This window comes from Streptomyces avidinii (genome assembly GCF_014650695.1).
Lineage (GTDB): Bacteria > Actinomycetota > Actinomycetes > Streptomycetales > Streptomycetaceae > Streptomyces > Streptomyces avidinii.
In genome coordinates this window covers 105698-128069 of the sequence record NZ_BMVL01000006.1, presented here as the reverse complement: position 1 = coordinate 128069, position 22372 = coordinate 105698, and the positions used below count along the sequence as shown (strand labels likewise).

At 70.4% G+C, this 22372-nt stretch carries 21 protein-coding genes and 6 pseudogenes; 16 read left to right on the top strand and 11 right to left on the bottom strand.

Annotated features, from left to right (window positions below; translation table 11 throughout):
- Positions 1 to 172: 172 nt before the first annotated feature.
- Complete coding sequence (locus IE257_RS39190; protein WP_189969452.1) at positions 173 to 481, top strand: response regulator transcription factor; 309 nt, start codon at positions 173 to 175, stop codon at positions 479 to 481.
- A gap of 35 nt (positions 482 to 516) precedes the next feature.
- Here IE257_RS39190 and IE257_RS16925 read toward each other — a convergent pair whose 3' ends face one another.
- The 4 genes from IE257_RS16925 to IE257_RS16910 form a co-directional block, all read right to left on the bottom strand.
- Positions 517 to 1023, bottom strand: a complete 507-nt coding sequence (locus IE257_RS16925) for a hypothetical protein (protein WP_189969450.1) — start codon at positions 1021 to 1023, stop codon at positions 517 to 519.
- Between the two features lie 297 nt (positions 1024 to 1320).
- Positions 1321 to 1815 (bottom strand): DUF4232 domain-containing protein, encoded by a 495-nt coding sequence (locus IE257_RS38940; RefSeq protein WP_189969448.1) that lies wholly within the window; start codon positions 1813 to 1815, stop codon positions 1321 to 1323.
- A gap of 133 nt (positions 1816 to 1948) precedes the next feature.
- Positions 1949 to 2938, bottom strand: a complete 990-nt coding sequence (locus tag IE257_RS16915) for an Acg family FMN-binding oxidoreductase (RefSeq protein ID WP_189969446.1) — start codon at positions 2936 to 2938, stop codon at positions 1949 to 1951.
- A gap of 329 nt (positions 2939 to 3267) precedes the next feature.
- Positions 3268 to 3951, bottom strand: coding sequence for a CBS domain-containing protein (locus IE257_RS16910; RefSeq protein ID WP_189969444.1), 684 nt, complete (start codon positions 3949 to 3951; stop codon positions 3268 to 3270).
- A gap of 257 nt (positions 3952 to 4208) precedes the next feature.
- Between IE257_RS16910 and IE257_RS39185 the strand changes: the two genes are divergently transcribed.
- From IE257_RS39185 to IE257_RS16900, 3 genes are all read left to right on the top strand, one after another.
- Positions 4209 to 4601, top strand: coding sequence for a universal stress protein (locus IE257_RS39185; protein ID WP_308279496.1), 393 nt, complete (start codon positions 4209 to 4211; stop codon positions 4599 to 4601).
- Complete coding sequence (locus IE257_RS39180) at positions 4541 to 5134, top strand: universal stress protein (RefSeq protein WP_308279497.1); 594 nt, start codon at positions 4541 to 4543, stop codon at positions 5132 to 5134. The genes IE257_RS39185 and IE257_RS39180 overlap by 61 nt, the downstream gene beginning before the upstream one ends.
- A gap of 87 nt (positions 5135 to 5221) precedes the next feature.
- Entirely contained in the window at positions 5222 to 6979 is a 1758-nt protein-coding gene (locus tag IE257_RS16900; protein ID WP_189969442.1) for a sensor histidine kinase, read from the top strand.
- A 16-nt stretch (positions 6980 to 6995) separates the two neighbouring features.
- Here the strand turns inward: IE257_RS16900 and IE257_RS16895 are convergent, their stop codons facing one another.
- From IE257_RS16895 to IE257_RS16885, 3 genes are all read right to left on the bottom strand, one after another.
- Entirely contained in the window at positions 6996 to 7694 is a 699-nt protein-coding gene (locus IE257_RS16895; protein ID WP_189969440.1) for a response regulator, read from the bottom strand.
- A 108-nt stretch (positions 7695 to 7802) separates the two neighbouring features.
- Complete coding sequence (locus tag IE257_RS16890) at positions 7803 to 8447, bottom strand: CBS domain-containing protein (protein WP_189969437.1); 645 nt, start codon at positions 8445 to 8447, stop codon at positions 7803 to 7805.
- 266 nt (positions 8448 to 8713) lie between these two features.
- Complete coding sequence (locus tag IE257_RS16885) at positions 8714 to 11074, bottom strand: phosphoketolase family protein (protein WP_189969435.1); 2361 nt, start codon at positions 11072 to 11074, stop codon at positions 8714 to 8716.
- A 254-nt stretch (positions 11075 to 11328) separates the two neighbouring features.
- Between IE257_RS16885 and IE257_RS16880 the strand changes: the two genes are divergently transcribed.
- Entirely contained in the window at positions 11329 to 12204 is an 876-nt protein-coding gene (locus IE257_RS16880) for a universal stress protein (protein ID WP_189969433.1), read from the top strand.
- Positions 12205 to 12288: 84 nt separating this feature from the next.
- On the opposite strand, the gene IE257_RS16875 is transcribed toward IE257_RS16880, so the two are convergent.
- The gene (locus tag IE257_RS16875; RefSeq protein ID WP_189969431.1) at positions 12289 to 12996 is read right to left on the bottom strand and encodes a response regulator; all 708 of its coding nucleotides are present in this window, start codon (positions 12994 to 12996) and stop codon (positions 12289 to 12291) included.
- A gap of 262 nt (positions 12997 to 13258) precedes the next feature.
- Between IE257_RS16875 and IE257_RS16870 the strand changes: the two genes are divergently transcribed.
- Positions 13259 to 13585 (top strand): STAS domain-containing protein, encoded by a 327-nt coding sequence (locus IE257_RS16870; protein WP_189969429.1) that lies wholly within the window; start codon positions 13259 to 13261, stop codon positions 13583 to 13585.
- 129 nt (positions 13586 to 13714) lie between these two features.
- Positions 13715 to 14236 (top strand): pyridoxamine 5'-phosphate oxidase family protein, encoded by a 522-nt coding sequence (locus IE257_RS16865; protein ID WP_189969427.1) that lies wholly within the window; start codon positions 13715 to 13717, stop codon positions 14234 to 14236.
- A gap of 11 nt (positions 14237 to 14247) precedes the next feature.
- Here IE257_RS16865 and IE257_RS16860 read toward each other — a convergent pair whose 3' ends face one another.
- Entirely contained in the window at positions 14248 to 15930 is a 1683-nt protein-coding gene (locus IE257_RS16860; protein ID WP_189969425.1) for a sensor histidine kinase, read from the bottom strand.
- A gap of 178 nt (positions 15931 to 16108) precedes the next feature.
- Between IE257_RS16860 and ppk2 the strand changes: the two genes are divergently transcribed.
- From ppk2 to IE257_RS16830, 8 genes and pseudogenes are all read left to right on the top strand, one after another.
- Complete coding sequence (gene ppk2 / locus IE257_RS16855; RefSeq protein ID WP_189970126.1) at positions 16109 to 16903, top strand: polyphosphate kinase 2; 795 nt, start codon at positions 16109 to 16111, stop codon at positions 16901 to 16903.
- 128 nt (positions 16904 to 17031) lie between these two features.
- Positions 17032 to 17598 (top strand): annotated as a pseudogene (locus IE257_RS38345) (cytochrome ubiquinol oxidase subunit I); the annotation flags it as partial.
- 23 nt (positions 17599 to 17621) lie between these two features.
- Positions 17622 to 17849, top strand: coding sequence for a hypothetical protein (locus IE257_RS38340; RefSeq protein ID WP_229920430.1), 228 nt, complete (start codon positions 17622 to 17624; stop codon positions 17847 to 17849).
- A pseudogene (locus tag IE257_RS16845) lies at positions 17822 to 18311 on the top strand (cytochrome ubiquinol oxidase subunit I). The gene IE257_RS38340 and the pseudogene IE257_RS16845 overlap by 28 nt, the downstream one beginning before the upstream one ends.
- Before the next feature lie 26 nt (positions 18312 to 18337).
- Positions 18338 to 19326, top strand: a pseudogene (cydB, locus tag IE257_RS16840) (cytochrome d ubiquinol oxidase subunit II).
- 352 nt (positions 19327 to 19678) lie between these two features.
- Positions 19679 to 20221: a dihydrofolate reductase family protein gene (locus tag IE257_RS16835; protein ID WP_189969421.1), complete on the top strand. Its 543-nt coding sequence runs from the start codon at positions 19679 to 19681 to the stop codon at positions 20219 to 20221.
- Between the two features lie 36 nt (positions 20222 to 20257).
- Positions 20258 to 20416, top strand: a pseudogene (locus IE257_RS38335) (IS5/IS1182 family transposase); the annotation flags it as partial.
- Positions 20417 to 20683: 267 nt separating this feature from the next.
- Positions 20684 to 20890 (top strand): hypothetical protein, encoded by a 207-nt coding sequence (locus tag IE257_RS16830; RefSeq protein WP_189969419.1) that lies wholly within the window; start codon positions 20684 to 20686, stop codon positions 20888 to 20890.
- 307 nt (positions 20891 to 21197) lie between these two features.
- Here IE257_RS16830 and IE257_RS16825 read toward each other — a convergent pair whose 3' ends face one another.
- Positions 21198 to 21575 (bottom strand): hypothetical protein, encoded by a 378-nt coding sequence (locus tag IE257_RS16825; protein WP_189969417.1) that lies wholly within the window; start codon positions 21573 to 21575, stop codon positions 21198 to 21200.
- A 232-nt stretch (positions 21576 to 21807) separates the two neighbouring features.
- Positions 21808 to 22117 (bottom strand): annotated as a pseudogene (locus IE257_RS39610) (helix-turn-helix domain-containing protein); the annotation flags it as partial.
- Positions 22118 to 22202: 85 nt separating this feature from the next.
- On the opposite strand from IE257_RS39610, the pseudogene IE257_RS16810 reads away from it, so the two are divergent.
- Positions 22203 to 22367: pseudogene (locus IE257_RS16810) on the top strand (TetR/AcrR family transcriptional regulator); the annotation flags it as partial.
- Positions 22368 to 22372: the final 5 nt, after the last annotated feature.

Below are 22372 nucleotides of genomic sequence, written 5' to 3'. Positions count from 1 at the left end.
GGCGGCCTGAGGGAGAGCCCGGCCAGACCTCCTGGGAGGCGCCGCCGGGGCAGAGACCCCCGGCGAGTACCCTGGGTGAGCGGGGTGGGTCGCCTGGTGAGTACCCGCGGGCCTGTGTGCCTCCTGTGGCCGAGGTCGGCAAATTGGCTGCACGAAGTTCGTGGACAGGCGAATGTCCAATCTGGCTGCCGTCTACCTCAGGCGTTCGGAATCCGATCAATCGATCCGGGGACGCGGTGGGGATGATGACCGGCGTATCACCGGACCTCAGTCGATACTGAAATCTTTCCTGCGGTCCGACAAAATGCTCGTCCTCATCGGGCGCGGCCTGTCCAACGCCGAGCTCGCCGAGCATCTAGGCATCGGTCCGGGGACCGTCAAGACACATGTCAGGAACCTGCTCACCAAGCTCGGCGTCCGCGACCGCGTGCACCTGTTCATCGCCGCTTACGACGCGGGCCTGGTCACCCCAGCACGTTGACCGCCGGGCTCCGCCATCGGCCGCAGGGCCCGCCCTCACGGGCACCAGGAGCCGCCGCTCCGGCTCGCCCGGGCCTCCACCGTGTAGCCCTGCTCCCCGTCGAATGCCCAGGACACGCCGAGATACGAGGTGGCGCCGTCGATCTGCCTGGTGAAGCAGAGCCCGATCCGTTCGCCGGCCGGGTCGTGGTGCCGGGCGGGCCCGTCCGGCTCGGGCGGTGCCGGCAGCCAGCCGTTGCGGGCGGCGGCCGCCCGGTAGTGGGCGACGACGTCCGCTCGGCGAGCGGGCTCGGTGTACCCCCGGCCGAAGTACGAGAAGCGGTCGTCGTCGTCGCAGCCGGAGTAAGATCCCTCGTCGGCCCGTGCTCCTTGCGGGGTGCCGAGCGTCCGGACCTGGGCGGCCAACGGCTCCTGCAATGCAGCGTCCGCGGCGGTGCAGCCGTAGATCCCGCCGTTGAGGGCCCACCAGCCACCCGTGACGGTGAGCGTGCCGAAGACCAGTCCGCCCGCAACCACGGACGCCCCCACCCGAAGATCGTTCACGGCGGGAGCGTACCGGTCGGCAGCGGCGGGGAGAACCCGGGCACCCGTACCGTGAGCGGCAAGGCTGCCCCGGCCCCTCGGACGGAGTTCACGCCCACCGGTGGCAACTGAACGATCTTCTTCGGTGCCGGCCCGGGATGTGCCGGCCGGTCACCAGGGGGGGCGGGACGTGGACGCTGATGGTCCGGCCGGTCCGGCCCGAGATCCCGGCAGGCGGTCAGGGTGCGAGCGCCGACCAGGCGCTCAGCCCCAGCTTGCCCGTGTTGCCCAGGTCCACGGGCGCGCTCAGCTGCAGCGTCAGCCGGGGCGCGCCCGGCTTGGGGACGAGTCCAGCACCTGCCCCTCGGCGGCGGGCACGGTCGAGTCGGTGACCAGGTTGCGCCACAGCAGCCCCGTCGTGCCGGCCTGGCCCGGCTGGAGCGTCACCCGACGTGGCGGCGCGTCCCCGCCGGCGGCGGGCGAGGTCACGCCGTTCGTTCCGTGCCCGATGTCCACCTGGAGGGGCCGATCCTCGCTGTCCAGCAGCCGGATCTCCGGGTAGCCCTCCAGCACGTACGCTGCTGAACCGCAGTTGACCAGTTGGAAGTCGGCCACCCGAAGCCCCATCGCCGCGTTCCCCTCACCCTCGGCCAGCCGCACCCCGCCCTCCGGGCAGGGCTCGGCCCTCCCCGTCGGCAGCGACTCGCCCATCGCCTCCATGACCGAGTCGCACCCCACCAGCACCCACGCCAGCGCCAGGGCGCCCGCCCCCGCCACCGCACCGATCCGCTTCGCCCGCCCCTGTCCACGCATCCCTCGACCCTACGTCCCAACTGTGCTGCCCTGTCGGTGTGGTTCGGCATCTCGATGTGCGTGCGGTGCCTGTCGGGGCTGAGCTGTTCAGTCCCACTCTGCTGCCGCGGGCACCGGGGCAGCAGGGTCCACCTCATCGGATGTCGAGCACGTCGGCGACCGGGCGCCTCGGCGTCGCGGGCCCCTCGGGGCCGTAGCCGAGCCGGATGACCATCTGAACGTGGCTCATCGACGCGCCCGGGTCGCGTACGGTCCAGCGGAGTTCGGGCCATTCGAGGGGCTGGGACGTCATGGAAGTGACCAGACCGTCGGCGGTGGCCTGGAGCAGAACCCGCTCAAGGGCCTGCCCGGCTCGCAGCCAGTCCGCGGGCGTATCCCCGGACGTGCCCAGCAGGGCGAGGTGCGGGCGGCGTTCGAAGACGGCCCAGCCTCGGCCCGGTACGGGCTCCGAGCGGCCGAAGTCGCGTACGAGGGCTCCCCGACCGGACTGCTTGGGGCCGAACGCGTAGGCGGGGATGCCGTCCGGCCGGACCTGCTGGTCCGTGGTGCCGGCGTGCGTCCAGGACTTCGTCTCCGCCCGCAGCGTCGGGTCCATCTCCTCTCGGTGCTCGGAGTCGTGGACCAGGCCGAGGACGGTCTCGGCGTGCCAGGCATCCGGTACGGCCAGGCGACATCCCTCCAGGAGCGCGGCGGAGCGCAGTCCGTCCAGCAGGGCGGGAGGTATCTCCTCCTCGGAGAAGGGGAACCGGCTCGAATGGCGGCGCCGTAGGGCGGGGTGCAGTGCGGCCAGCGCCGGGTCCGTCACTTCGGGCCTGCGAAGGTGCACCTCGGCCAGGAACCAGGGATCGTCGCCGTCGGGCAACAGCCGTACCGCAGGCTCCCAGCCGGCCCGGGCGGCCGACACCCGCAGGTTGAACAGCGCGGCGGCGCAACCCAGATGGAGGGCGCGGTGATCAGGGTCGGCGTGGGCCATGGCCCGGGCGGGGTCGCCGTACAGTGCGACGATTCCGCTCTCGGGGTGGTGGACGAACTTCCAGGGCTGGGCGTTGTGCATGGACGGAGCCGTGACGGCGTCCGCGATCAGGGGGAGAACTTCGGCCGTTTTCGGGAGGGTCGTGGTCATGGGACTTTCCTGCCTGTGCGGTGGACCTCGGCCGTGGGCGATCCCGGCGACCGGGGAGGTCGCGTGGTGCATCACGATGTGCGCCATCGATCCGATGTGGGCGCTGTACGCGCGTTCGCCATGAGGCCCGCCTCCTTCACCCGAGGGGCTTCCCACTGCCTCCTCCAGTTTGGTACAGGGAGGGCATCGCCGCCGAGGGGCCGACCGGCCCTCCACGGGGTCCGATCGGCTCCGCCCGTGCACGGTGGCGGAGAAAGCTGCCCGGCGGGCTACGCGGGCCGGCGGCGTCGAACTGCGCGGTGACGTCGCTGCCGGCGGTCCCCCGACGGTCACCAGGGCATGCCGTGCGTGGCGCGCTCGGGTGGCGTGAGCAGGCGGTCGTCGACGCGGGCGGTCAGGTGGGCCGCGACCGCGACGACTCCGTCGAGCCGTTCGGCGAGGCGGGTCAGCACCGGGATCTGGCTCTGTCGCTCAAGGGTCCCTTCCAGAGTGACAATACCGTCGACGACGTGGATCTCGACCGCGTCGGCGCTGAGTCCCATGGTGTCGGTGAGGACGTCCTCGATGACGCGGCGGCGTATCTCCGAGTCAGGTCGGAGGAAGAGCCGCAGGAGGTCGCGGCGTGTCACGATGCCGACGAGCCGGTCCTCCTCGTCCACGACCGGGAGCCGCTCCACACCGCGGCGGGACATCAGCCGGGCAGCCTCCGCGGCGGTCTCGTCCGCACGGACCGTCACGGCCGGCGCCGACATGACCTCACCGGCCGTGAACGTCGCCGGTTCGGGTACGCCAGCGCCCTCCACAGCGTCCGGCTCGATCAGGGCTGCCGCGCCCTGCCGGTTCACCAGGTCGCTCTCGGAGACGACGCCGATCACCCGGTCCTCCGCGTCGAGTACCGGAAGTCCGGTGATGTCGTGCGACGCGAGCAGCTTGGCCACCTCCTTGAACGTCGTGTCCGAGACGGCGGAGACCACCTCGTCGGTCATCAGGTCTCCCACCTTGATGTGCTTCATAGGGGCACCTCCGGCCGCGTTGCGTGATCACGGGTGGTTGTTCGAGATCCACGATGCGTCGGTCGACACGGTGCCGAGCAGGGCCGAACGGGCCCCGGAAGGGGCCGGTCGGACCCACTCGGAGGGACGTCGCCGCGCAGGGTGCCGACGACAGGGACCTTTGGTCCCACGACGGTCCTGAGTGGCCCTCTGCGAGCCGTCTCCGGGGGTGTCAGCGTGGGAGACGACCCCGAGTGGGTCCTGCGCGAGGAGGAATCATGAACAGCACCGGCAACGGATCGGAATTCGACAGAGTCGTCGTCGGCGTCGACGGCTCGGAGCCTGCGCGTCGGGCAGCCCTGTGGGCGGCGGCCGAAGCCGATCGCCGTGGAAGCCCGCTGCACATCGTCTACGCCGCCGACACCGAGGGCCGGGACCTGTACGTCTCGGCGGACAGCATCGAGTATGGCCGTGGCGCCGGGCGCGAACTGCTCGACGAGACCGCCGCAGCGGTCGCGGATCTGCATCCGGGCCTGCACGTGACCACCGAGTTCAGCAGCAGTGCACCGCCACCAGCCTGCACCGGTCTGCCGCCCGGCACGGCACGATCGTGGTCGGCAACCGGGGTCTGGGCGGGTTCAACTCCCTGTTGCTGGGCTCCGTCGGGCTGAAGGTCGCCGCAGGGGCGCAGACGCCCGTCGTCGTGGTCAGGGGAACCGGCGACGCGACGACCGGTGTGGTGCTCGCCGCCGTCCGTGACGAGCACGACCTGTACAGCGTCCGCCACGCGGCGCGCGAAGCCCGGATCCGCAAGTGTGAGCTGAGGCTCCTCCACGTGTGGAACATCCTCGAGTCGGTCGGAAGCGTCGTGACCATGCTCGATGACGTCGAGGAGATCGCCGGTGAGCAGATCCGGCACCTGAACGCAGTGACGGACCGGATCCGCGACGAGTTCCCGGACCTGACCGTGGAGGCGGACGCGGAGAAGAGCGTCTCGGTGTCCGGAGCACTGGTGGAGGCATCGCACCACGCGGACCTGCTGGTCATGGGCGGGCGACGCTCGCACGACGCCATGGGGCCCACCCTCGGGTGGCACACCCACAGCCTCCTGCACCACGCCCATTGCCCCGTGCTGCTCATCCCGCGCACCGCTGACCGGAACGGGAACCACCCCCGTCGTCCCGGTGCTGCCGTCGGCGGCTGAGGCGCGTCAGCCGGGGCGGGAGCGGTGGCTCCGGGCTACCGTGAGAAGGGAAGACGGGGTGCGCCCGGGGCGCCGCTGGAGGTATGCATGGGCGGGGATGACCACGCCGCCGCTGGGCCGAAGGCTCCGCGTCTGAAACTGGACGAACTGCTCGACGAGCTCCAGCTTCGCATCGACGAGGTGCGCGGCACCCGGGACCGGGTCAACGGGCTCCTCGAAGCCGTGATGTCCGTGGGCCGGGAACTCGACCTTCCCCAGGTGCTGCGGGGCATCGTCGAAGCGGCAGTGGTGCTGGTGGACGCGGAGTACGGCGCCCTCGGCGTCATCGGCGACGACCGGAAGCTCGCCCAGTTCCTCCCGGTCGGGATCAGCGACGAGCTGCGCGCCCGGATCGGTGATCTGCCCTCCGGCCACGGCATCCTCGGCGAGTTGATCCGCCACCCGGAACCCCTGCGCCTCGGCGAGTTGTCCGAGCATCCCGCCTCGTACGGCTTTCCCGCACACCACCCGCCCATGCACTCCTTCCTCGGCGTTCCCATCAGGGTGCGTGAGGAGGTGTTCGGCAACCTGTACATGACCGAGAAACGGGGCGGCGGCGACTTCGACGAGGAGGACGAGACGGTCCTGTCGACGCTGGCGGTGGCAGCCGGCATCGCCATCGAGAACGCCCGCCTCTTCGAAGAGGTCCGACTGAGGGAGCGCTGGCTGGCCGCCAGTTCCGAATTCACCAGCGAGCTCCTGTCCGGTTCGCCCGAGAGCCAGGTGCTGGAAGGGATGCTGGAGCGGGCCAGGGACATCACCGGATCGGACATCGGGGTGTTCTACCGGATGGGCCAGGCCGGGGAACTGCGCGGCTCACTGGCCCTGGGAGAGGGCGCCGAGACGCACCGCGGCATCGTGCTGCCGAGCAGCGAAGGGACCCTGGCCGCGGCCGCCCTCGGCGAGGAGGACGGCCTGGTCACCGTTGCCGACGCCGAAACCGACGACCGGATCACCGCCCAGTCGGAGCGTTGGACGGGCTTCGGCCCCGCCGTCGCCGTCACGGTCGGTACTCAGGAGAAGCTGGCCGGTGTTCTGATGCTGGCCAGGCGCCGGGGCCGCTCACCGTTCTCCGCCGCAGCGGTGGCCGCGTTGCCCGGCTTCGCCGGGCAGGCCGCGCTCGCCCTGGAGCTTGCCGACCGGCGCAGGGACGCCGAGCAGATGAGCCTCCTGGAGGACCACGACCGCATTGCCCGGGACCTGCACGACCTCGCGATCCAACGGCTCTTCGCGACCGGGATGACCCTGCAGAGTGCCCAGCGCTTCGTCGAGCACCCGGAGGCGGCTGAAAGGCTGGCCAGGGCGATCGACGACCTGGACGCCACCATCAAGATCATCCGTTCGACCATCTTCGGGCTTCGAGAGCGGGAGGCGCCCGGAGCGGCACCCAAGCTTCGGCTCCGCGTCGTCCAGGTCGTGGACACGGCCACGAGGGCCCTGGGCTTCGCGCCCGCCCTGCGGATGGAAGGCCTGATCGAGACCGACGTACCGCCGGCGGTCGCGGACGAGGTGCTCGCCGTGATCGGGGAGGCGCTCACCAACGTGGCCCGCCATGCTCGGGCCACCCGGGGAGAGGTCTCCGTCACCGCCGCCGCAGGCGTCCTCACCGTGACGGTCGCAGACAACGGGATCGGTATCCCGGAGGTCGGCCGGCGCAGCGGCCTGCGCAATCTCGCGGAGAGGGCCGAGCGGCTCGGCGGTGAACTGTCGGTGGCGCCGCGTGGCCCGGGAGGGCGGAGCGACCGGGGGACGAAGCTGGAATGGCGGATCCCGCTGTCGGGATCCCTGCCGAAACCGCCCCGCTGAGCGTCCACGGCAGTTCTCACTGGTGACCCTTCTCGTGCTCATGAACCTGGGCGGCGATGACGGCGGCCTGTACCCGGCGCTCCACACCGAGCTTTCCGAGCAGCCGCGAGATGTGGTTCTTGACCGTCTTCTCGGACAGGTAGAGCCGCTTGGCGATCTGTGCGTTCGTGAGGCCCTCGCCGATCAGTTCGAGCACGGAACGCTCCCGCTCGGAGAGGGCGGCCAGCCGGGCGTCCTCGGGGGCCCCGGCCGTATCCGGGTCCCTCAGGGAGTGCATCAGGCGGGCGGTCGTCGCCGGGTCCAGCATGGACTGCCCCGTGGCGACCGTCCGTACCGCGGAGACGAGGTCGGAGCCCTTGATCTGCTTGAGGACGTAGCCCGCTGCGCCGGCCATGATCGCGTCGAGGAGTGCTTCCTCGTCGTCGAACGAGGTCAGCATGAGGCACGCCAGCTCCGGCATGCGCGAACGGAGCTCGCGGCAGACGGTGATCCCGTCGCCGTCGGGCAGCCGGACGTCGAGCACGGCGACGTCCGGGCGCAGCGCCGGCCCGCGGGCGAGCGCCTGCTCGGCGCCGGAGGCCTCGCCGACGACCTCGATGTCCGGCTCCGCGTCCAGCAGGTCGTGCAGGCCGCGGCGTACGACCTCGTGGTCGTCGAGGAGGAAGACCCTGATGGGCGCCCCGGACGGGACAGAGGGGGCTGGTGCCTCGGACATGTACGCCCCTGTGGTCGATCCGCTCTGCGTGTGTCTCGTACGCATTGTCTCAGGGGCCGGCCGGAAGCACCGGTTCATCCCCGGCCCCCGCGGTGCCCGGGGAAGGCCTCAGGCCGCAGCGCCTTCGGCTCCGGCCAGCTCCATCCGTACGTCCACGACGCCCTCGACGGCGCGGATCGCGCGGGCCGTCAGCGGTACCAGGGCGCGGTTCCGCAGGGATCCGCGCAGGGTGACGACACCGTCCTGGACGGTGACCTCCAGGCGCACCGGGGGAACGAGCTCGGCGAGGACCGCGTCGCGGATCTCCTCCTCGATCTCCTGGTCCGGGCGCAGGAACACCTTGAGCAGGTCGCTCCTGCTCACGACCCCTTCCAGCATGCCCACGCCGTCCACGACGGGGAGGCGCTTCACGTGCTTGCGGGCCATGACGCGGGCCGCCTCGGCGATCGTGGCGTCGGGGTGCACGGTCACGGCCGGGCTCGACATCAGCTCCTCGGCCAGCACACCCCCGGCCTTGGAGGCCTCCTCCAGTTGCTCCGGGAGGAGCGGGTCGTCCTGCCGGAATTCCTCCTTCGGCAGGAGATCCGCCTCGGAGACCACTCCGACGACGCGGCCCTCGCCCTCCAGGACGGGGACGGCGCTGACGTTCCACTGGTGCATCAGCTCGACGATCTCCTTGTACGAGGCCTCGCGGCCGATGGCCACGGCCGTGTGGCTCATGACGTCGCTGACGGTGTACCGGGACGCGGACATGGTGTGCTCCTTCGTGCTGCCATCGGGGCCGACCGGCAGTCCTGGTCGGATGAGAGCGCGAGCGCGGCTGCCGTGCGGGCCGTAGGGGTCGAGCGCGACTGCGATCCGGGTGGGGGACGGGGTGGCCATGGAGGCCTCCCCGTTCGAGTCCACTTCCAGTATCGGAGGCTCGGTTCCTGCGAGACATGGGCCGACCGGCCCGGGAAACCGCTCCGGCGGACCGATGGGCCCTGTCCCGACCGTGCGGGCGAGTGAATCACTGCTGATCAGTACGGCCAGGCCCAGCCGGCGATCTCCGGCAGGTCCGTGCCGTGTTCGCGGATCCAGTCGTGGTGGCGCAGGCGCTGGTCGGCCATGGCCTGGCGCAGGCCCTCGGCGCGGCCCGCGAGGCCGGGGACGCGGTCGATGACGTCCATGACGAGCCGGTAGCGATCCATGTCGTTGCGCACGACCATGTCGAAGGGGGTGGTCGTCGTGCCGGACTCCTTGTACCCGCGCACATGCAGGTTCGGGTGGCCGGTACGGCGGTAGGCCAGGCGGTGAATCAGCCACGGATAGCCGTGGTAAGCGAAGATCACCGGCCGGTCGGTGGTGAAGAGGGCGTCGTACTCGGTGTCCGTCATGCCGTGCGGGTGTTCCTCATGGGGCATCAGCCGGGCGATGTCGACGACGTTGACGACCCGGACGGCCAGCGAAGGGAGGTGTTCGCGCAGCAGGGCTGCGGCCGCCAGCACCTCCATGGTGGGTACGTCCCCGGCGCAGGCGAGGACGACGTCGGGCTCACGAGTGCCGCGGTCGGTTCCCGCCCACTCCCACACGCCGGCTCCGCGCGTCACGTGGGTGCGGGCCTCGTCCATGGGCAGCCAGTCGAAGCAGGGCTGTTTGCCGGCGACGATCACGTTGACCTGATCGCGGCTGCGCAGGGCGTGATCGGCCACGGCGAGCAGGGTGTTGGCGTCCGGCGGCAGGTAGACCCGTACGACTTCGGGACTCTTGTTGAGCACGTGGTCGACGAAGCCGGGGTCCTGATGGGAGAAGCCGTTGTTGTCCTGGCGCCAGACGTGCGAGGTGAGCAGGTAGTTGAGGGATGCGATCGGAGCCCGCCAGGACAGTTCGCGCGAGGTCTTCAGCCACTTGATGTGCTGGCCGACCATGGAGTCGACGATGTGCGCGAAGGCCTCGTACGTGGAGAAGAGCCCGTGGCGGCCGGTGAGGAGGTACCCCTCCAGCCAGCCCTGGCAGACGTGTTCGGACAGGATCTCCATGACCCGGCCGTGCCGGGACAGATTTCGGTCGGTGACCTCCGTGATGCCCTGCCAGGCCTTTCCGGTGGCCTCGTACAGGTCGTCCAGGCGGTTGGAGGCCGTCTCGTCCGGTCCGACGACCCGGAAGTCCCGCCGCTCGGCGGTGTCGTGCATGATCCGGGTGAGGAAGTGCCCCAGGACGCGCGTCGGTTCGTGGAGGGTGCTGCCCGGCTTGTCGACGGGGACGGCGTGGGCGTCGAGCGCAGGCATCGGCAGCGGCCGCAGCAGCCGGCCACCGTTCGCGTACGGGACGGCGCCCAGGCGGCGGTCGCCCTCGGGGACACGGGCGAGGACCTGAGCGATGGGGCGCCCGTCGGCGTCGAAGAGCTCCTCCGGCCGGTACGAGCGCAGCCAGTCCTCCAGCTGCCTCAGGTGCTCGGGATTCTCGCGCACCCCGGCGAGCGGGACCTGATGGGCGCGCCAGGTGCCCTCGACGGGCTCGCCGTCGACGGTCGCCGGTCCGGTCCACCCCTTGGGGGTGCGCAGGACGATCATCGGCCAGCGCGGGTATTCCCGGCCCGGATCGGCGCCGCCGGTCCGGGCCTCCCGCTGGATGAGGGCGATGCGGTCGAGGGCGTGCTCCAGCGCGCGGGCCATGGCCTGGTGCACCAGGGCGGGGTCGCTGCCGGTGACATAGAGGGGCTCGTGGCCGTAGCCGCGCAGCAGGTCGTCGAGATCCGACTCGGGGATCCGGGACAGCACCGTCGGGTTCGCGATCTTGTAGCCGTTCAGGTGGAGGATCGGCAGAACGGCGCCGTCGTGGACCGGGTCGAGGAACTTGTTCGCGTGCCAGGACGCGGCCAGCGGACCCGTCTCCGCCTCGCCGTCGCCGATCACGCACGCGACCAGCAGCCCGGGGTGGTCGAAGGCGGCCCCGTAGGCGTGGGACAGGGCGTACCCGAGCTCGCCGCCCTCATGGATCGAGCCAGGCGTCTCCGGTGCCACATGGCTCGGCACGCCGCCCGGGAACGAGAACTGCCGGAACAACGTGCCCATGCCCGCAGCGTCCCGCGTGATGCCGGGGTAGGTCTCCGTGTACGTGCCCTCCAGCCAGGAATTGGCGAGGACGGCAGGTCCGCCGTGGCCCGGACCCCAGACGCACAGGGCGTCGAGGGATCGCTCCTTGATCGCGTGGTTCAGGTGCGTGTGCACGAGATTGAGTCCGGGGGAGGTGCCCCAGTGGCCGAGGAGCCGGGGCTTGATGTGCTCCGGACGTAGAGGTTCGACCAGCAGCGGGTTGTCCATGAGATAGATCTGGCCGACCGCCAGGTAGTTGGCTGCGCGCCAGTGGGCGTCGAGGTCCGAGATGGGGTACGCGGTCATGTCCGCTCCTCCGTGCGGCGGTCCGGAACGTTCGTCGACTGAGCCGATGTCAACTGAGCCGATGCCGACACTCTGCACCCGCCCGGCTTCCGTCCGCGAGGGGAGGACCGGCCCTCGGCGAGGGACTGTCGGCCCCTGTGCGGCACGGACCACCGCGGCGAAGGTGGGTCCAGCGGCGCCGGCTCCCCCGGTCGGTGCCGCTCCCCCTGCCGCCCGACCCCGATGCCGCGCGCATCAGTACGGAGGACAGACCTGTGAAGCGCACCCTCGTCGTCGGAGTGGACGGATCCCCGGAAAGCCGGGCCGCGGCCGACTGGGCCGCTCGCGAAGCCGTCCGGCGCGACCTGCCCCTGCACGTGGTCCACGCCTGGCTGTGGCAGCCGCTCGCACTCCCGCTCGTCCAGGACCGCAGCTCCGAAGCCCGTCGCGCCGAGGACATCCTGAGGGAGGCCGAGGGCGAGCTCACCCACCGGTACCCGGGGCTCGCAGTCACCGCGGAAGTCCTCTCCGACGCGGCGGTGCCGGCTCTGCTGCATGCCGCCAAAGGAGCGGAGCTGCTCGTTCTCGGCACCCGCGGGCACAGCGCACTGGTCGGCTTCCTGCTCGGTTCCTACGGCCAGCAGGTGATCGCCGCCGCCGAGTGCCCCGTGGTCTCCGTACGCTCCGCGCACGGCCGGCCAGTGGCCCTGCCGGAGCTGGGCGAGGTCGTCGTGGGCCAGCAGGGCGGCGTGGAGGAGTCCGCCGAGGTACTGCGCATCGCCTTCGAGGCGGCCGCCGCACGTGAGGTCCCGCTGCGCGCGGTCCGCGCCTGGAGCCTGCCCCCGGTCTACGGTTACAGCCCGGGCTCGATGTGGATCGCCGACCGGTTCGGTGGCCTGGAGCCGTACGAGAAGGCGGCGCTGGAGCAGGCGCTGGAGCCGTGGCGGACGAGGTACCCCGAGGTGGACGTCGTCGAGCACGTGGAGCGGGGCAGCGCCGGCCACGTACTGCTGACCGCATCGTCGGACGCGCAGCTCCTCGTCGTCGGCCGCAGGATCCGCGAGTCGTCGGTAGGGATGCGCATCGGATCCGTGGCCCATGCGGTCCTGCACCATTCGGCCTGCCCGGTCGCGGTGGTCCCGCACTCCTGACCGGGCCGGGGGTGGGGGAGCGGAGGGGGCGGGGTGCGCGACTGTACGGTGCGCCCTGCCCCCGCCCACCCGTCACGGCACCCTTTACTCAGCGGCCGGGACCGGGTGCCGGCTCGGAGGGGTCAGCGCATGGCTGGCGATGACGGCGGCCTGTACACGACGCTCCACACCGAGCTTGATGAACAGTCGCGAGATGATGTTCTTCACCGTCTTCTCCGCAAGGAACATCCTCTTGCCGATCTCCCGGTTGGTGAGGCCCTCGCTGACCAGGACGAGGATCTCCTTCTCCCGGTCGGTGAAGCCCGGCAGACCGGGGACCTGCTCCTCCTTGGGGACGTCGCCGCGCATTCGGGCCATGAGCCGGGTCGTGGCTCCGGGATCGAGCATGGACCGTCCGGACGCCACCGTCCGGACGGCGGTGACCAGGTCGGTGCCGGAGATCTGCTTCAGCACATATCCGGAGGCCCCCGCCATCACCGCGTCCAGCAGCGCCTCCTCGTCGTCGAACGAGGTGAGCATCAGGCAGGCCAGCTCGGGCATGCGCGAACGCAGCTCACGGCACACGCTCACCCCGTCGCCGTCCTGGAGCCGGACGTCCAGCACCGCCACCCGGGGGCGCAGCGCGGGAATGCGGATCAGCGCCTGTTCCGCCGTGCCCGCCTCACCGACCACGGTCAGATCGGGCTCGCCGTCCAGCAGGTCGTGCACTCCGCGGCGCACGACCTCGTGATCGTCGAGCAGGAAGACCGTGATCGGCGTCTTCGCAGGGGTGGGGGCACCGCTGTCGGTCATGACGCAACTCCTTCGCCGGGATCGTCCTGGGCGCACGGACATCGGCATCCTGCCTGCCGGCGGGGCCGGACGGACAGGGCCGATCGGCCCTCATCCGTCCGTGCTCGGCTCGGTGGGAGCCCGGTCGGCCCTCCGAAGAGGGACCTTCGGCCCTGCCCGGAGGGCCTGCCGGACCTTCCCGGGTGCACGCGCCACCGGATGAACTGATGGCGCACGCGGGACGGCGCGACTCGACGGAGCCGCAAGCAGCGCGGAGGATCCCATGAGAACCGCCTTGATCGACCTGAGGACCATGACGCGTGACGACCGCGGTCTGGAAGTCACCCTGTCCGGCGAGCTCGACTTCTTCACGGCGGAGCAGGTGGAGCCGCGCCTCCACGAACTCGCACGGGCCGGCCACCGGAACCTGATTCTGGACCTGTGCGACCTCTCCTTCTGCGACAGCGCCGGAATCGACCTGTTCATCCGTCTGGAGCGTCGCTGTCGTGCATCGGGAACGCGCCTCCTCCTCTGCGATGTGCCGCCCCCGGTGGTCAAGTCCATGCGGGTGCTCGGTGCCGACAAGGACCTTCGGCTCGTCGTCACGTGATCGCGGCGTCGTTCGAATCCGGAGCCCTGATGGGGACCGTTCGGCCCAGGATCCCTCACCGGATCGGGAGGGAGGCCGGTGAACCGAAAGCCGCAAGGACCGATTTGGTACTCGACGAAGGTGCGCATCATGGACCAGGACGGCACGGCGTGCGCCGACGGGACGGGCCGTGATACGACGCCTGCCCGGCGGATGCGGGAGCTGGACCGGGCCGAGGCGCTCCGGCTGGTGGCGACGGTGTCCCTGGGACGCATCGTCTTCACACAGCACGCGTTGCCCGCCGTCCGCCCGGTCAACCACCTCGTCGAGGACGGGGACATCATCATCCGGATCCACGACGACGGTGCGCTCGCCTCCCTCGTGGCACCCGCCGACGTGCCCGGCGTGGTGGTCGCCTACGAAGCGGATGTCATAGACCCCGACACGCACCTCGGGTGGAGCGTGGTCGTCACCGGGTACGCGAGCCCGGTGGCCGACGCCGGCGAGGTGCACCGCTATGCGCAACTCCTGCGCCCCTGGGTGGCACGGCCCATGGCCGGCGCTCTGCGGATCCGGCCCGATCTCGTCACCGGATTCAGGCTGGAGGCACAGGCACAGGCACAGGCACAGGCACAGGCGCCGCGGCCCGCGTCGGCCGCCCGGGACACGTAGCGACCGTGGCGTCAGCTCCCGGTGGGCAGCGGCGCCCGCCAGACGAACCTGCTGCCTCCCTCGTCGGGCGCGTCGACGGTGAAGGCTCCGCCCAGGCCCTCGGCCCGCTCGGCGAGGTTGCGCAGGCCGCTCCTGCGACCCTGCGCCGGAATGCCCCTGCCGTTGTCCGAGACGGTCAGGGTGATCTCCCCCGATCCGGCCTTGAGGATCACGCCGACCCGGGTCGACCGCGCGTGGCGGGCCGCGTTGCTCAGCAGCTCGCCGAGCACCGCCATGACGTGGTCGGCGATCTGCGGCGGCACGTCCGTATCGAGCAGGCCCTCCATGCTCAGACGGGGCGGATGGCCGAGGGCCGTGGCCGCGTCGCCGACGGCCCGGGCGGCGCGAGCCCGCAGTCCGGGGCCGCTCTCGCGATCCTTCGTACGGAGCCCGAAGATCGTCGAACGGATGATCTTGATGGTCTCGTCCAGATCGTCGACCGCACGACCGACCCGCTCCGCAGCACCCTCGTGCTCGACGAGGCGAGCGGCACTCTGCAGGGTCATGCCGGTGGCGAAGAGCCGCTGGATGGCGAGATCGTGCAGGTCGCGGGCGATCCGGTCACGCTCCTCCAGCAGGGCGATCTGCTCGGCGTCCCGTCGCCGCTCCGCCAGCTCCAGGGCCAGCGCCGCCTGACCCGCGAAGGCGACGAGCGGCTCCAGTTCCCCTTCGCCGAACGCGGGCTCTCCCCACGCGCGCGCGAGCAGCAGGACACCCCTGCTCGCTCCGGCAGCGGTGCCCAGCGGCACCGCCACGGCAGGGCCCAGTCCGTCCTGCACCTGGACATCAGCCGTATACCGGTCATCGTCGCAGGCGTGCAGGGACGCGACGGACCGGCCGGTCCGGTGCGCGGCTCCCGAGAGCGTTCCCGCGAGGGGGACGACGAGACCCTGCCGTGCTTCGCTGTCGGCGCCGACCGCGAACTCGACGACCAGGCCATCGGCTCCGGCCACCGGCATGGAGATGTCCGCGAGCCGCGCCGCGGTGATCTCCTGCGCGCGGCGGGCGATGAGCTCCAGCACTGCCGGGCGCGAACTGCCGGACAGCAGGCTCTCGGTGATCTCCGCGTTCGCCCTGAGCCACCGCTGCTGGCGCTGCGAGCCCTCGTACAGCCGCGCGTTGTCGATCGCCACGCCCGCCGCCACCGAGAGGGTGGCGATCACCGTCTCGTCCTCGGTGTCGAAATCGATTCCCCCGCGCTTGTCGGTCAGGTAGAGGTTGCCGAACACCTCTTCGCGGACCCGGATCGGCACGCCCAGGAACGTGCGCATGGGCGGGTGGTGAGGCGGAAACCCGTAGGAGGAGGAGTGCGCGCCGAGGTCGGTGAGGCGCAGGGGCTCCGGGTGGTGGATGACTTCCCCGAGCAGGCCGTGGCCGGCCGGCAGGGGGCCGATCTCGGCGATCTCCTTCTCGGTGAGTCCGACCGTGAGGAACTGCGAGAGCGTCCGTCCGTCAGGGCCGATGACGCCCAGCGCGCCGTACTCGGCGTCGACCAACAGCGCGGCGGCCTCCACGATCCGCCGGAGCACCTGGGCGAGATCCAGCTCCCGTCCGACCGACACGACGGCCTCCAGCAGGCTGTGCACCCGGTCGCGGGTACCCCGCACCGCGTCGATGCGCACATGGAGTTCGTCGAGCAGCTCGTCCAGCCGCATCCGCGGCACCTGAGTCAACGGATCCCCCACACTCACGCGCTTCCCCTCCGCCTGCCGGTGCCGTCCCCCGGGGGTCAGCGTATCGACACGCCCCGGACCGGAGGGACATCGTTGCGCGCGGATGCCTGCCGTGACTGACTTGATCTCGGCACTGGACGACGACGAGGAGGGGACGGCCGTGGGCCTGAAGAAGGCGGTCTACGAGAGCGAGCTGCTACGGCTCCAGACGGAGCTGGTCAAGCTTCAGGAATGGGTGCGGGCGGAAGGCGCCCGCCTGGTCGTCGTCTTCGAGGGCCGCGACGCGGCGGGCAAGGGAGGCACGATCAAGCGCGTCGCCGAACACCTCAACCCCCGCGTCGCGCGCATCGCGGCTCTGCCCACTCCGACGGAGCGGGAGCGCACGCAGTGGTACTTCCAGCGGTACGTCGAGCACCTGCCCGCCGCCGGGGAGATCGTTCTGTTCGACCGCAGCTGGTACAACCGTGCCGGTGTGGAACACGTCATGGGTTTCTGCACGCCGGCCGAGCACCAGCGCTTCCTTCGCCAGTGTCCGGTCTTCGAGCGCATGCTGGTCGAGGACGGGATCCTGCTCCGCAAGTACTGGTTCTCCGTGAGCGATGCGGTCCAGGAGGAACGCTTCCGCCGCCGTGCGGAGGACCCGTTGCGGCGCTGGAAGCTCTCTCCGATGGATCTGGAGTCCCTGACGCGCTGGGAGGCGTACTCCCGGGCCAAGGACGAGATGTTCGTCCACACGGACGCCTTGGACGCCCCGTGGTACGTGGTCGAGAGCGACGACAAGCGCAGCGCCAGACTCAACATGATCGCCCATCTGCTGTCCTCCGTTCCCTACACGGACGTGGCCCTGCCGTCGCCGGCCCTGCCGCCCCGTCCCGCTTCCACGGGCTACGAACGACCGTCCAAGGAGCTTCAGACCGCAGTGCCCGACCATGCGGCCTCTCTCGGGAACGGCTGAATCAGGATTGGCTGGGCCGTACGGATGGCCGAGGCAGTCCGGGGGTGCGGCGCGTCGACGCACCGATCCGGGTCTGCTTGTCTGGGCGGCTGAGGATCAGCCTGCTTCGCCGTGATGTGTGTGGACAGATGAGTCAGCTGGATCTGGCGCGGTTGCAGTTCGCGACGACGTCGATCTACCACTTCCTGTTCGTCCCGGTGACCATCGGGCTGAGTCTGCTGACGGCCCTGCTCCAGACCGCCTGGTACCGGGGCGGGCGGGCCGAGTACTTGCGGCTGACGCGGTTCTTCGGGACCTTGCTGGTGATCAACGTCGCCGTCGGCGTGGTGACCGGTCTGGTCCAGGAGTTCCAGTTCGGCATGGACTGGTCGGGGTACGCCCGCACGGTGGGCGATGTGTTCGGGGCCCCACTGGCGATGGAGGGCCTCGCGGCCTTCTTCCTGGAATCGACCTTCCTCGGCCTGTGGATCTTCGGTTGGGACAAGCTGTCCAAGCGGGTCCACCTGGCGACGATCTGGGCCGTGGCAGCCGGCAGCGCACTGTCGGCGCTGTTCATCATGGCGGCGAACTCCTGGATGCAGAATCCGGTCGGCTACGCCATCGACCCGTCCAGCGGCCGGCCGCAGCTCAACGACGTGTGGGCGCTGTTCACCAACCCGGTCTTCCTCCGCGGTTACGTGCACGTGGTGCTGGCCGCGCTCATACCGGTTCGATGGTCATGCTCGCCGTTTCCGCATGGCACCTGCGCAAGGACCTCCGCGCCGACGACGGGGCCCACGACGGGGCCGGCGCCGACAACGGCGCCGACAGCGGTGGCGGCGACGGGGTCGGCCCGCACACGACGAAGCATTCGGGCGCGGCCTTCCGTCTGTCCGCCCGCCTGTCGCTGCTGGTCTCGTACCCGCCCTGCTCTTCGCCATGCTCGTCGGCAGCGAACTGGGCGTGACCGAGGGCAAGTACCAACCGATGAAGATCGCCGCCGCCGAGGCGCAATGGGAGACCTGCCAGCCCTGCTCCTTCTCCCTGTTCCAGATCGGCGGAGGCAAGAACGACCAGACGCCCACGCAGATCCTGGAAATCCCCCACTTGCTGTCCCTGCTGGCCACCAATCACTGGAACGGCAAGGTCCTCGGTATGGGCCGTGCCGATGCCGTTCGCCATCAACACCGCCGGCTGGCTCCTCACCGAGAACGGACGCCAGCCATGGATCGTGCAAGGCCTCCAGCTGACGAAGGACGGCGTCTCCTCCTCCGTCAGTACCACCGAGGTGGCCATCAGCATCGTGGCCTTCTTGCTCCTCTACGCCGCACTGACCGTGGTCGCCGCCGTGCTGATGACACGTCACGCACGCAAGGGCACTGACCCGACGGAGCAGGACGACCAGCCCGCCCCCGAGATGACCTACTGAGGTCCCGAGCCGCCGAAGGGCCCGCGATGCAATTCACCACCCTCTGGTTCGTCCTCATCGCCGTACTGTGGATCGGCTTCTTCGTTCTGGAAGGCTTCGACCTGGGCGTCGGCATGCTCACGGACTGCTCTCCCGCGACGAAGCGGGCCGCCGGGCCGTACTCCACACCATCGGACCGGTATGGGACGGCAACGAGGTCTGGCTGGTCACGGCGGGCGCCGCGATGTTCGCCGCCTTCCCGGGCTGGTACGCCACCCTCTTCTCCGGCTTCTACCTCGCCCTCGTCCTCCTCCTGGCCGGACTCATCGTCCGTGGGATCGCCATCGAGTACCGCGACCGCGTCGACGGCGCGGGGTGGCGACGGACCTGGACCATGCTGCTGACCGCCGGCAGCCTGACCGTTCCCCTGGTCCTCGGCATCGCGCTCGGAGACCTGCTGCACGGCGTACCCATCGGCGGCGACCAGGAGTACGCGGGCACCTTCGCGGACCTGTTCACCGGCTACGGCGTCTTCACCGGAATCACCCTGACCGTGCTCTGCCTCCTGCACGGTGCGACCTTCCTCGCCCTCAAGACCAGCGGGGAGATCCGCGACAGGGCGCACCGGCTCGCCCGTCGCACGGTCCTGCCCGCCGGCCTCGTCGTCCTCGCCTTCGTCTTCTGGACCCGCTCCGTAGCCGCCGGGGGCATCCTCGTCAACCTCGTCGAACTCGCCGCCGTACTGGCCGTCGCCGCCGCGGCCTGGGCCGTCAGCAGCGGCCGCGACGGCTGGGCCTTCAGCGGTACCACCCTCGCGATGGCCGCAACGGTGGCCTCGCTGTTCACGGAGCTCTACCCGAGGGTCATGGTCTCCAGCACCAACAGCGCCTTCGACCTGACCGTGCACAACACCGCGTCCGGCCCCTACGCACTCAAGGTCATGACCGTTGTCGCCCTCGTCCTGCTCCCCGTCGTCCTCGTCTACCAGGGCTGGACCTACCACGTCTTCCGCAAGCGGATCTCCGCCGACCGATGAGAGGCCGCGGGCCTGAGGATGCCCGATGCACCAGGACCAGGACGTGCCGGCACAGCGGCCGCCACGACCGGTGACCTCGGCATCCGGATCCGTCCGGCACGGATGTGAGACGAGGCAGCACCGCCCGGTGCGGTGACCACAAACGATCACCGGGTCGGTCACCCTGCCCGGGACCGAGGACGACCCCACCGGCGGTGTCGTTCACGCCGTACCCGGGCACGTTCCCGACGCTGCGCGGCCAGCACGTCCGGGTGTCGCTTGTTCGCGTTGCGCCGCCGCAGATACGCTTGCAACTCCCCACCGGCCGAACTCCGATTCGGCCTCGGGCCTCCAAGATCCGTGGAGAAAACGCATGAGCGATGTGGGCATCGGCACCGGCAAAGTGGTTGTGAACAGGGCGATGTCGCTGGACGGCTTCATCGCCGGTCCTGGCCACGCGATGGACTGGATTGCCGAGTACCTGACTGCGGACGTGTTCCCGGAGGTCATGGCGGCCACGGGCGCCATGCTCGTCGGCCGGGGCACGTACGAGGTCGCCAAGGGCATGGCCGACCAGGACACCACCTACGACGGGGGAGCACAGTTCGTCCTCACCCACAGGCCGCCCGACGAGCCGGACCCCACCGTCACATTCCTCACCTGTGGACTTGAGGAAGCCGTTGCCACGGCACGCAGCGCCGCGGGCGGCAAGAACCTGGAGATCCTCGGTGCCGACGTGGGCGCCCAGTGCCTGCAGCGCGGGCTCGTCGACGAGATCCTGGTGTACGTCCTACCGGTGCTACTGGGCGACGGCGTCCGCTTCTCGCCCCCAACCCTCGGCAGGATCGACCTGGAACCTTTCAGCAACACCCAGTCGGGCGCCATCACGATGCTCCGCTTCCGTGTGCGACCGTAGGCGCGACCCTCCAACAGCCAGTGCGGTGACCACGAACTGACGACGAAGATCCATCGTGCTGCCGACGGCCACTGTCGTCCCCTTGTCTTCGTTCTGACCGGCGGCCGGGCGGGAGGTGCACCCGCCTTTGTGGACGTCATGGCCGCCCTGCGTGTTCCGCGTCGCCGTGGACGGCCCCGGACCGGGCCGGACGTTCGCAGGCATCTTCCTCTGGTCGGCCTGCTGACTCGGGGAATCTGCCTGGTGTCGGCTGGACGTGGATCGGCGCACGCATGTCGGAGGCTGCTGGCAGCATCGCGCTACGAACGGCATCCGTACCACCCCGCCGCGGCCGTTCGACGTCACGGCGGTCTTCCCCCAACTGGCCCTGCCGGCACGCACGGCGACCCGGCCGCATCCCCGCCCCGGGTCGTCCACGCCGCACGACTGCCCCGGGTCTGCTCCGAGTGCGGCACCGAGGCGGTGCCGCTGCTCACCATCGCGAGCACCGAATGGAGCTCGGGCAGCGAGAGCTGGATCCCCGAGGAGGGGCGGACCGATCCCACGCCACTCCTCCCCGGCACCCCGCCGGGAAACATCACCATGATCGTCGTTGCGAGCGGCTACGACCTGCAGCTCCACGTGTGCCCGGAGTCCCCGGATCATCCGCACATCGAACTGATCCAGTGAGCAGACCCTGCAGTCCTCCGCGACGCCACGTACACCGCGGGAGCGGTGGGTGAGCTTCGTCGAACTCACCACCGAGAAGCCTGTGCAGCCTGGGCATAGGGATCGACACCGCGGTCATTTCTCCGGTCAGCAGCCCTGCCCGACGACCAGATGATCCAGACGAAGGGCCCTGGACCATCCATCCCCGGCGCCGGACGCCCACCGCCCAGGGGATCCGGCTTCAGGCCGGCGAGAGGTTCGCCGGGGGCGAGAAGACCACGGTGATCGCGAAAGAGCTGCGGGTGAGCGTGGACCCCACCCTGAAACCTCAGTGGTTGTTGTCAGAGATCCGTTTTCTCGCCTCGCGCGTCCGGCGCCCATCCGGGCGCTCCGTCCCTGCCTTGAGGCGTTCGCGACGGTTCATCGCGCTTCCAGGATGCTGCATTCCGAGCAGTCGGGAGATGGCAGCCCACTGCATGCCGTCTGCCCGGGCGTCATCGATGGCTGCGAGCTCCTCCCTGTCCAGCACCGCGCGAAGGTGCCGCACGATGGTGAGTCGGATTCCGGCCTGGTCACCGCGGTGGCGCTGCCCGCAGGTCGCCGGAGGTAGCGCGCAGTGGAACCGGCGGGCGTAATCCAGAATGCCAATGGCATCTTGGTAGTCAGGCCAGAGAGCAAGACATGGATCTTCGACGCCACGATGCATCTCAAAGAGGGTGGCCAGGAGACCTCGCAATTCTGCAGGTTCTGGCGGGTGCGGGCTTCCTTGGGGCACTCCCCGATCTTGGCAGGGCCATCGCGCCCTTTCCAGCCCGGCACGCACATTGCGGCGCAATATGCCAGCGGCAGCTACTGAGGTTTTCAGGGTGGGGTCGGTGGTGCGAGGGCCAGGCCGGTGGCGGTGAGGCAGCCGTCGATGAGGTGGGGCCGGAGTTGGATTCGTCGCGCTCGAGTGCTCTGCGGGCGGGTGCCTGCCAGGACCAGCCGTGCCGCTCCAGCAGCCGCCACACCGTCGCCACCGACAGGCTCACCCGCAGACGTCGGCGGATCACTTTCTGGACCCGGTCAGAGGCCGGCGTTCGTCAGCGAAGCCGTGCGCCGACGGGCCCTTGCCGAGTTCCCTTCGAGCACGGTGAACTGGTCATCGGTCACGGTCGCGGAGTTCGCCGGACCCGCCGAGCGCAGGGACTCCATGCCGCCCTCGTGCCGGGCGCGGCGCCGGCGTTCCACCGATCGCACGCTCACCCGCGGCTCGGCGCGTTCCAGCCCGGCAGGCCGAAGCTGTCGCAGGTCCCGCCGAGCCGGAGGGCGGCGCCGGCCCGGTACGCGCGGGGTGCTGGACGCCTGCGCCGCCGCTCAGGAACTCCGCCCCGGTGTCGCCGCCTACACGCTTCTGCGCGCCATCGGAAACCTCTGCATCACCGGCCCCGGCTACGGCCAGGCCGACGCCAAGGGCATGGTCGCCCTCCTCCTCGCCGGATGCCGCAGCAAGGTATGACGACT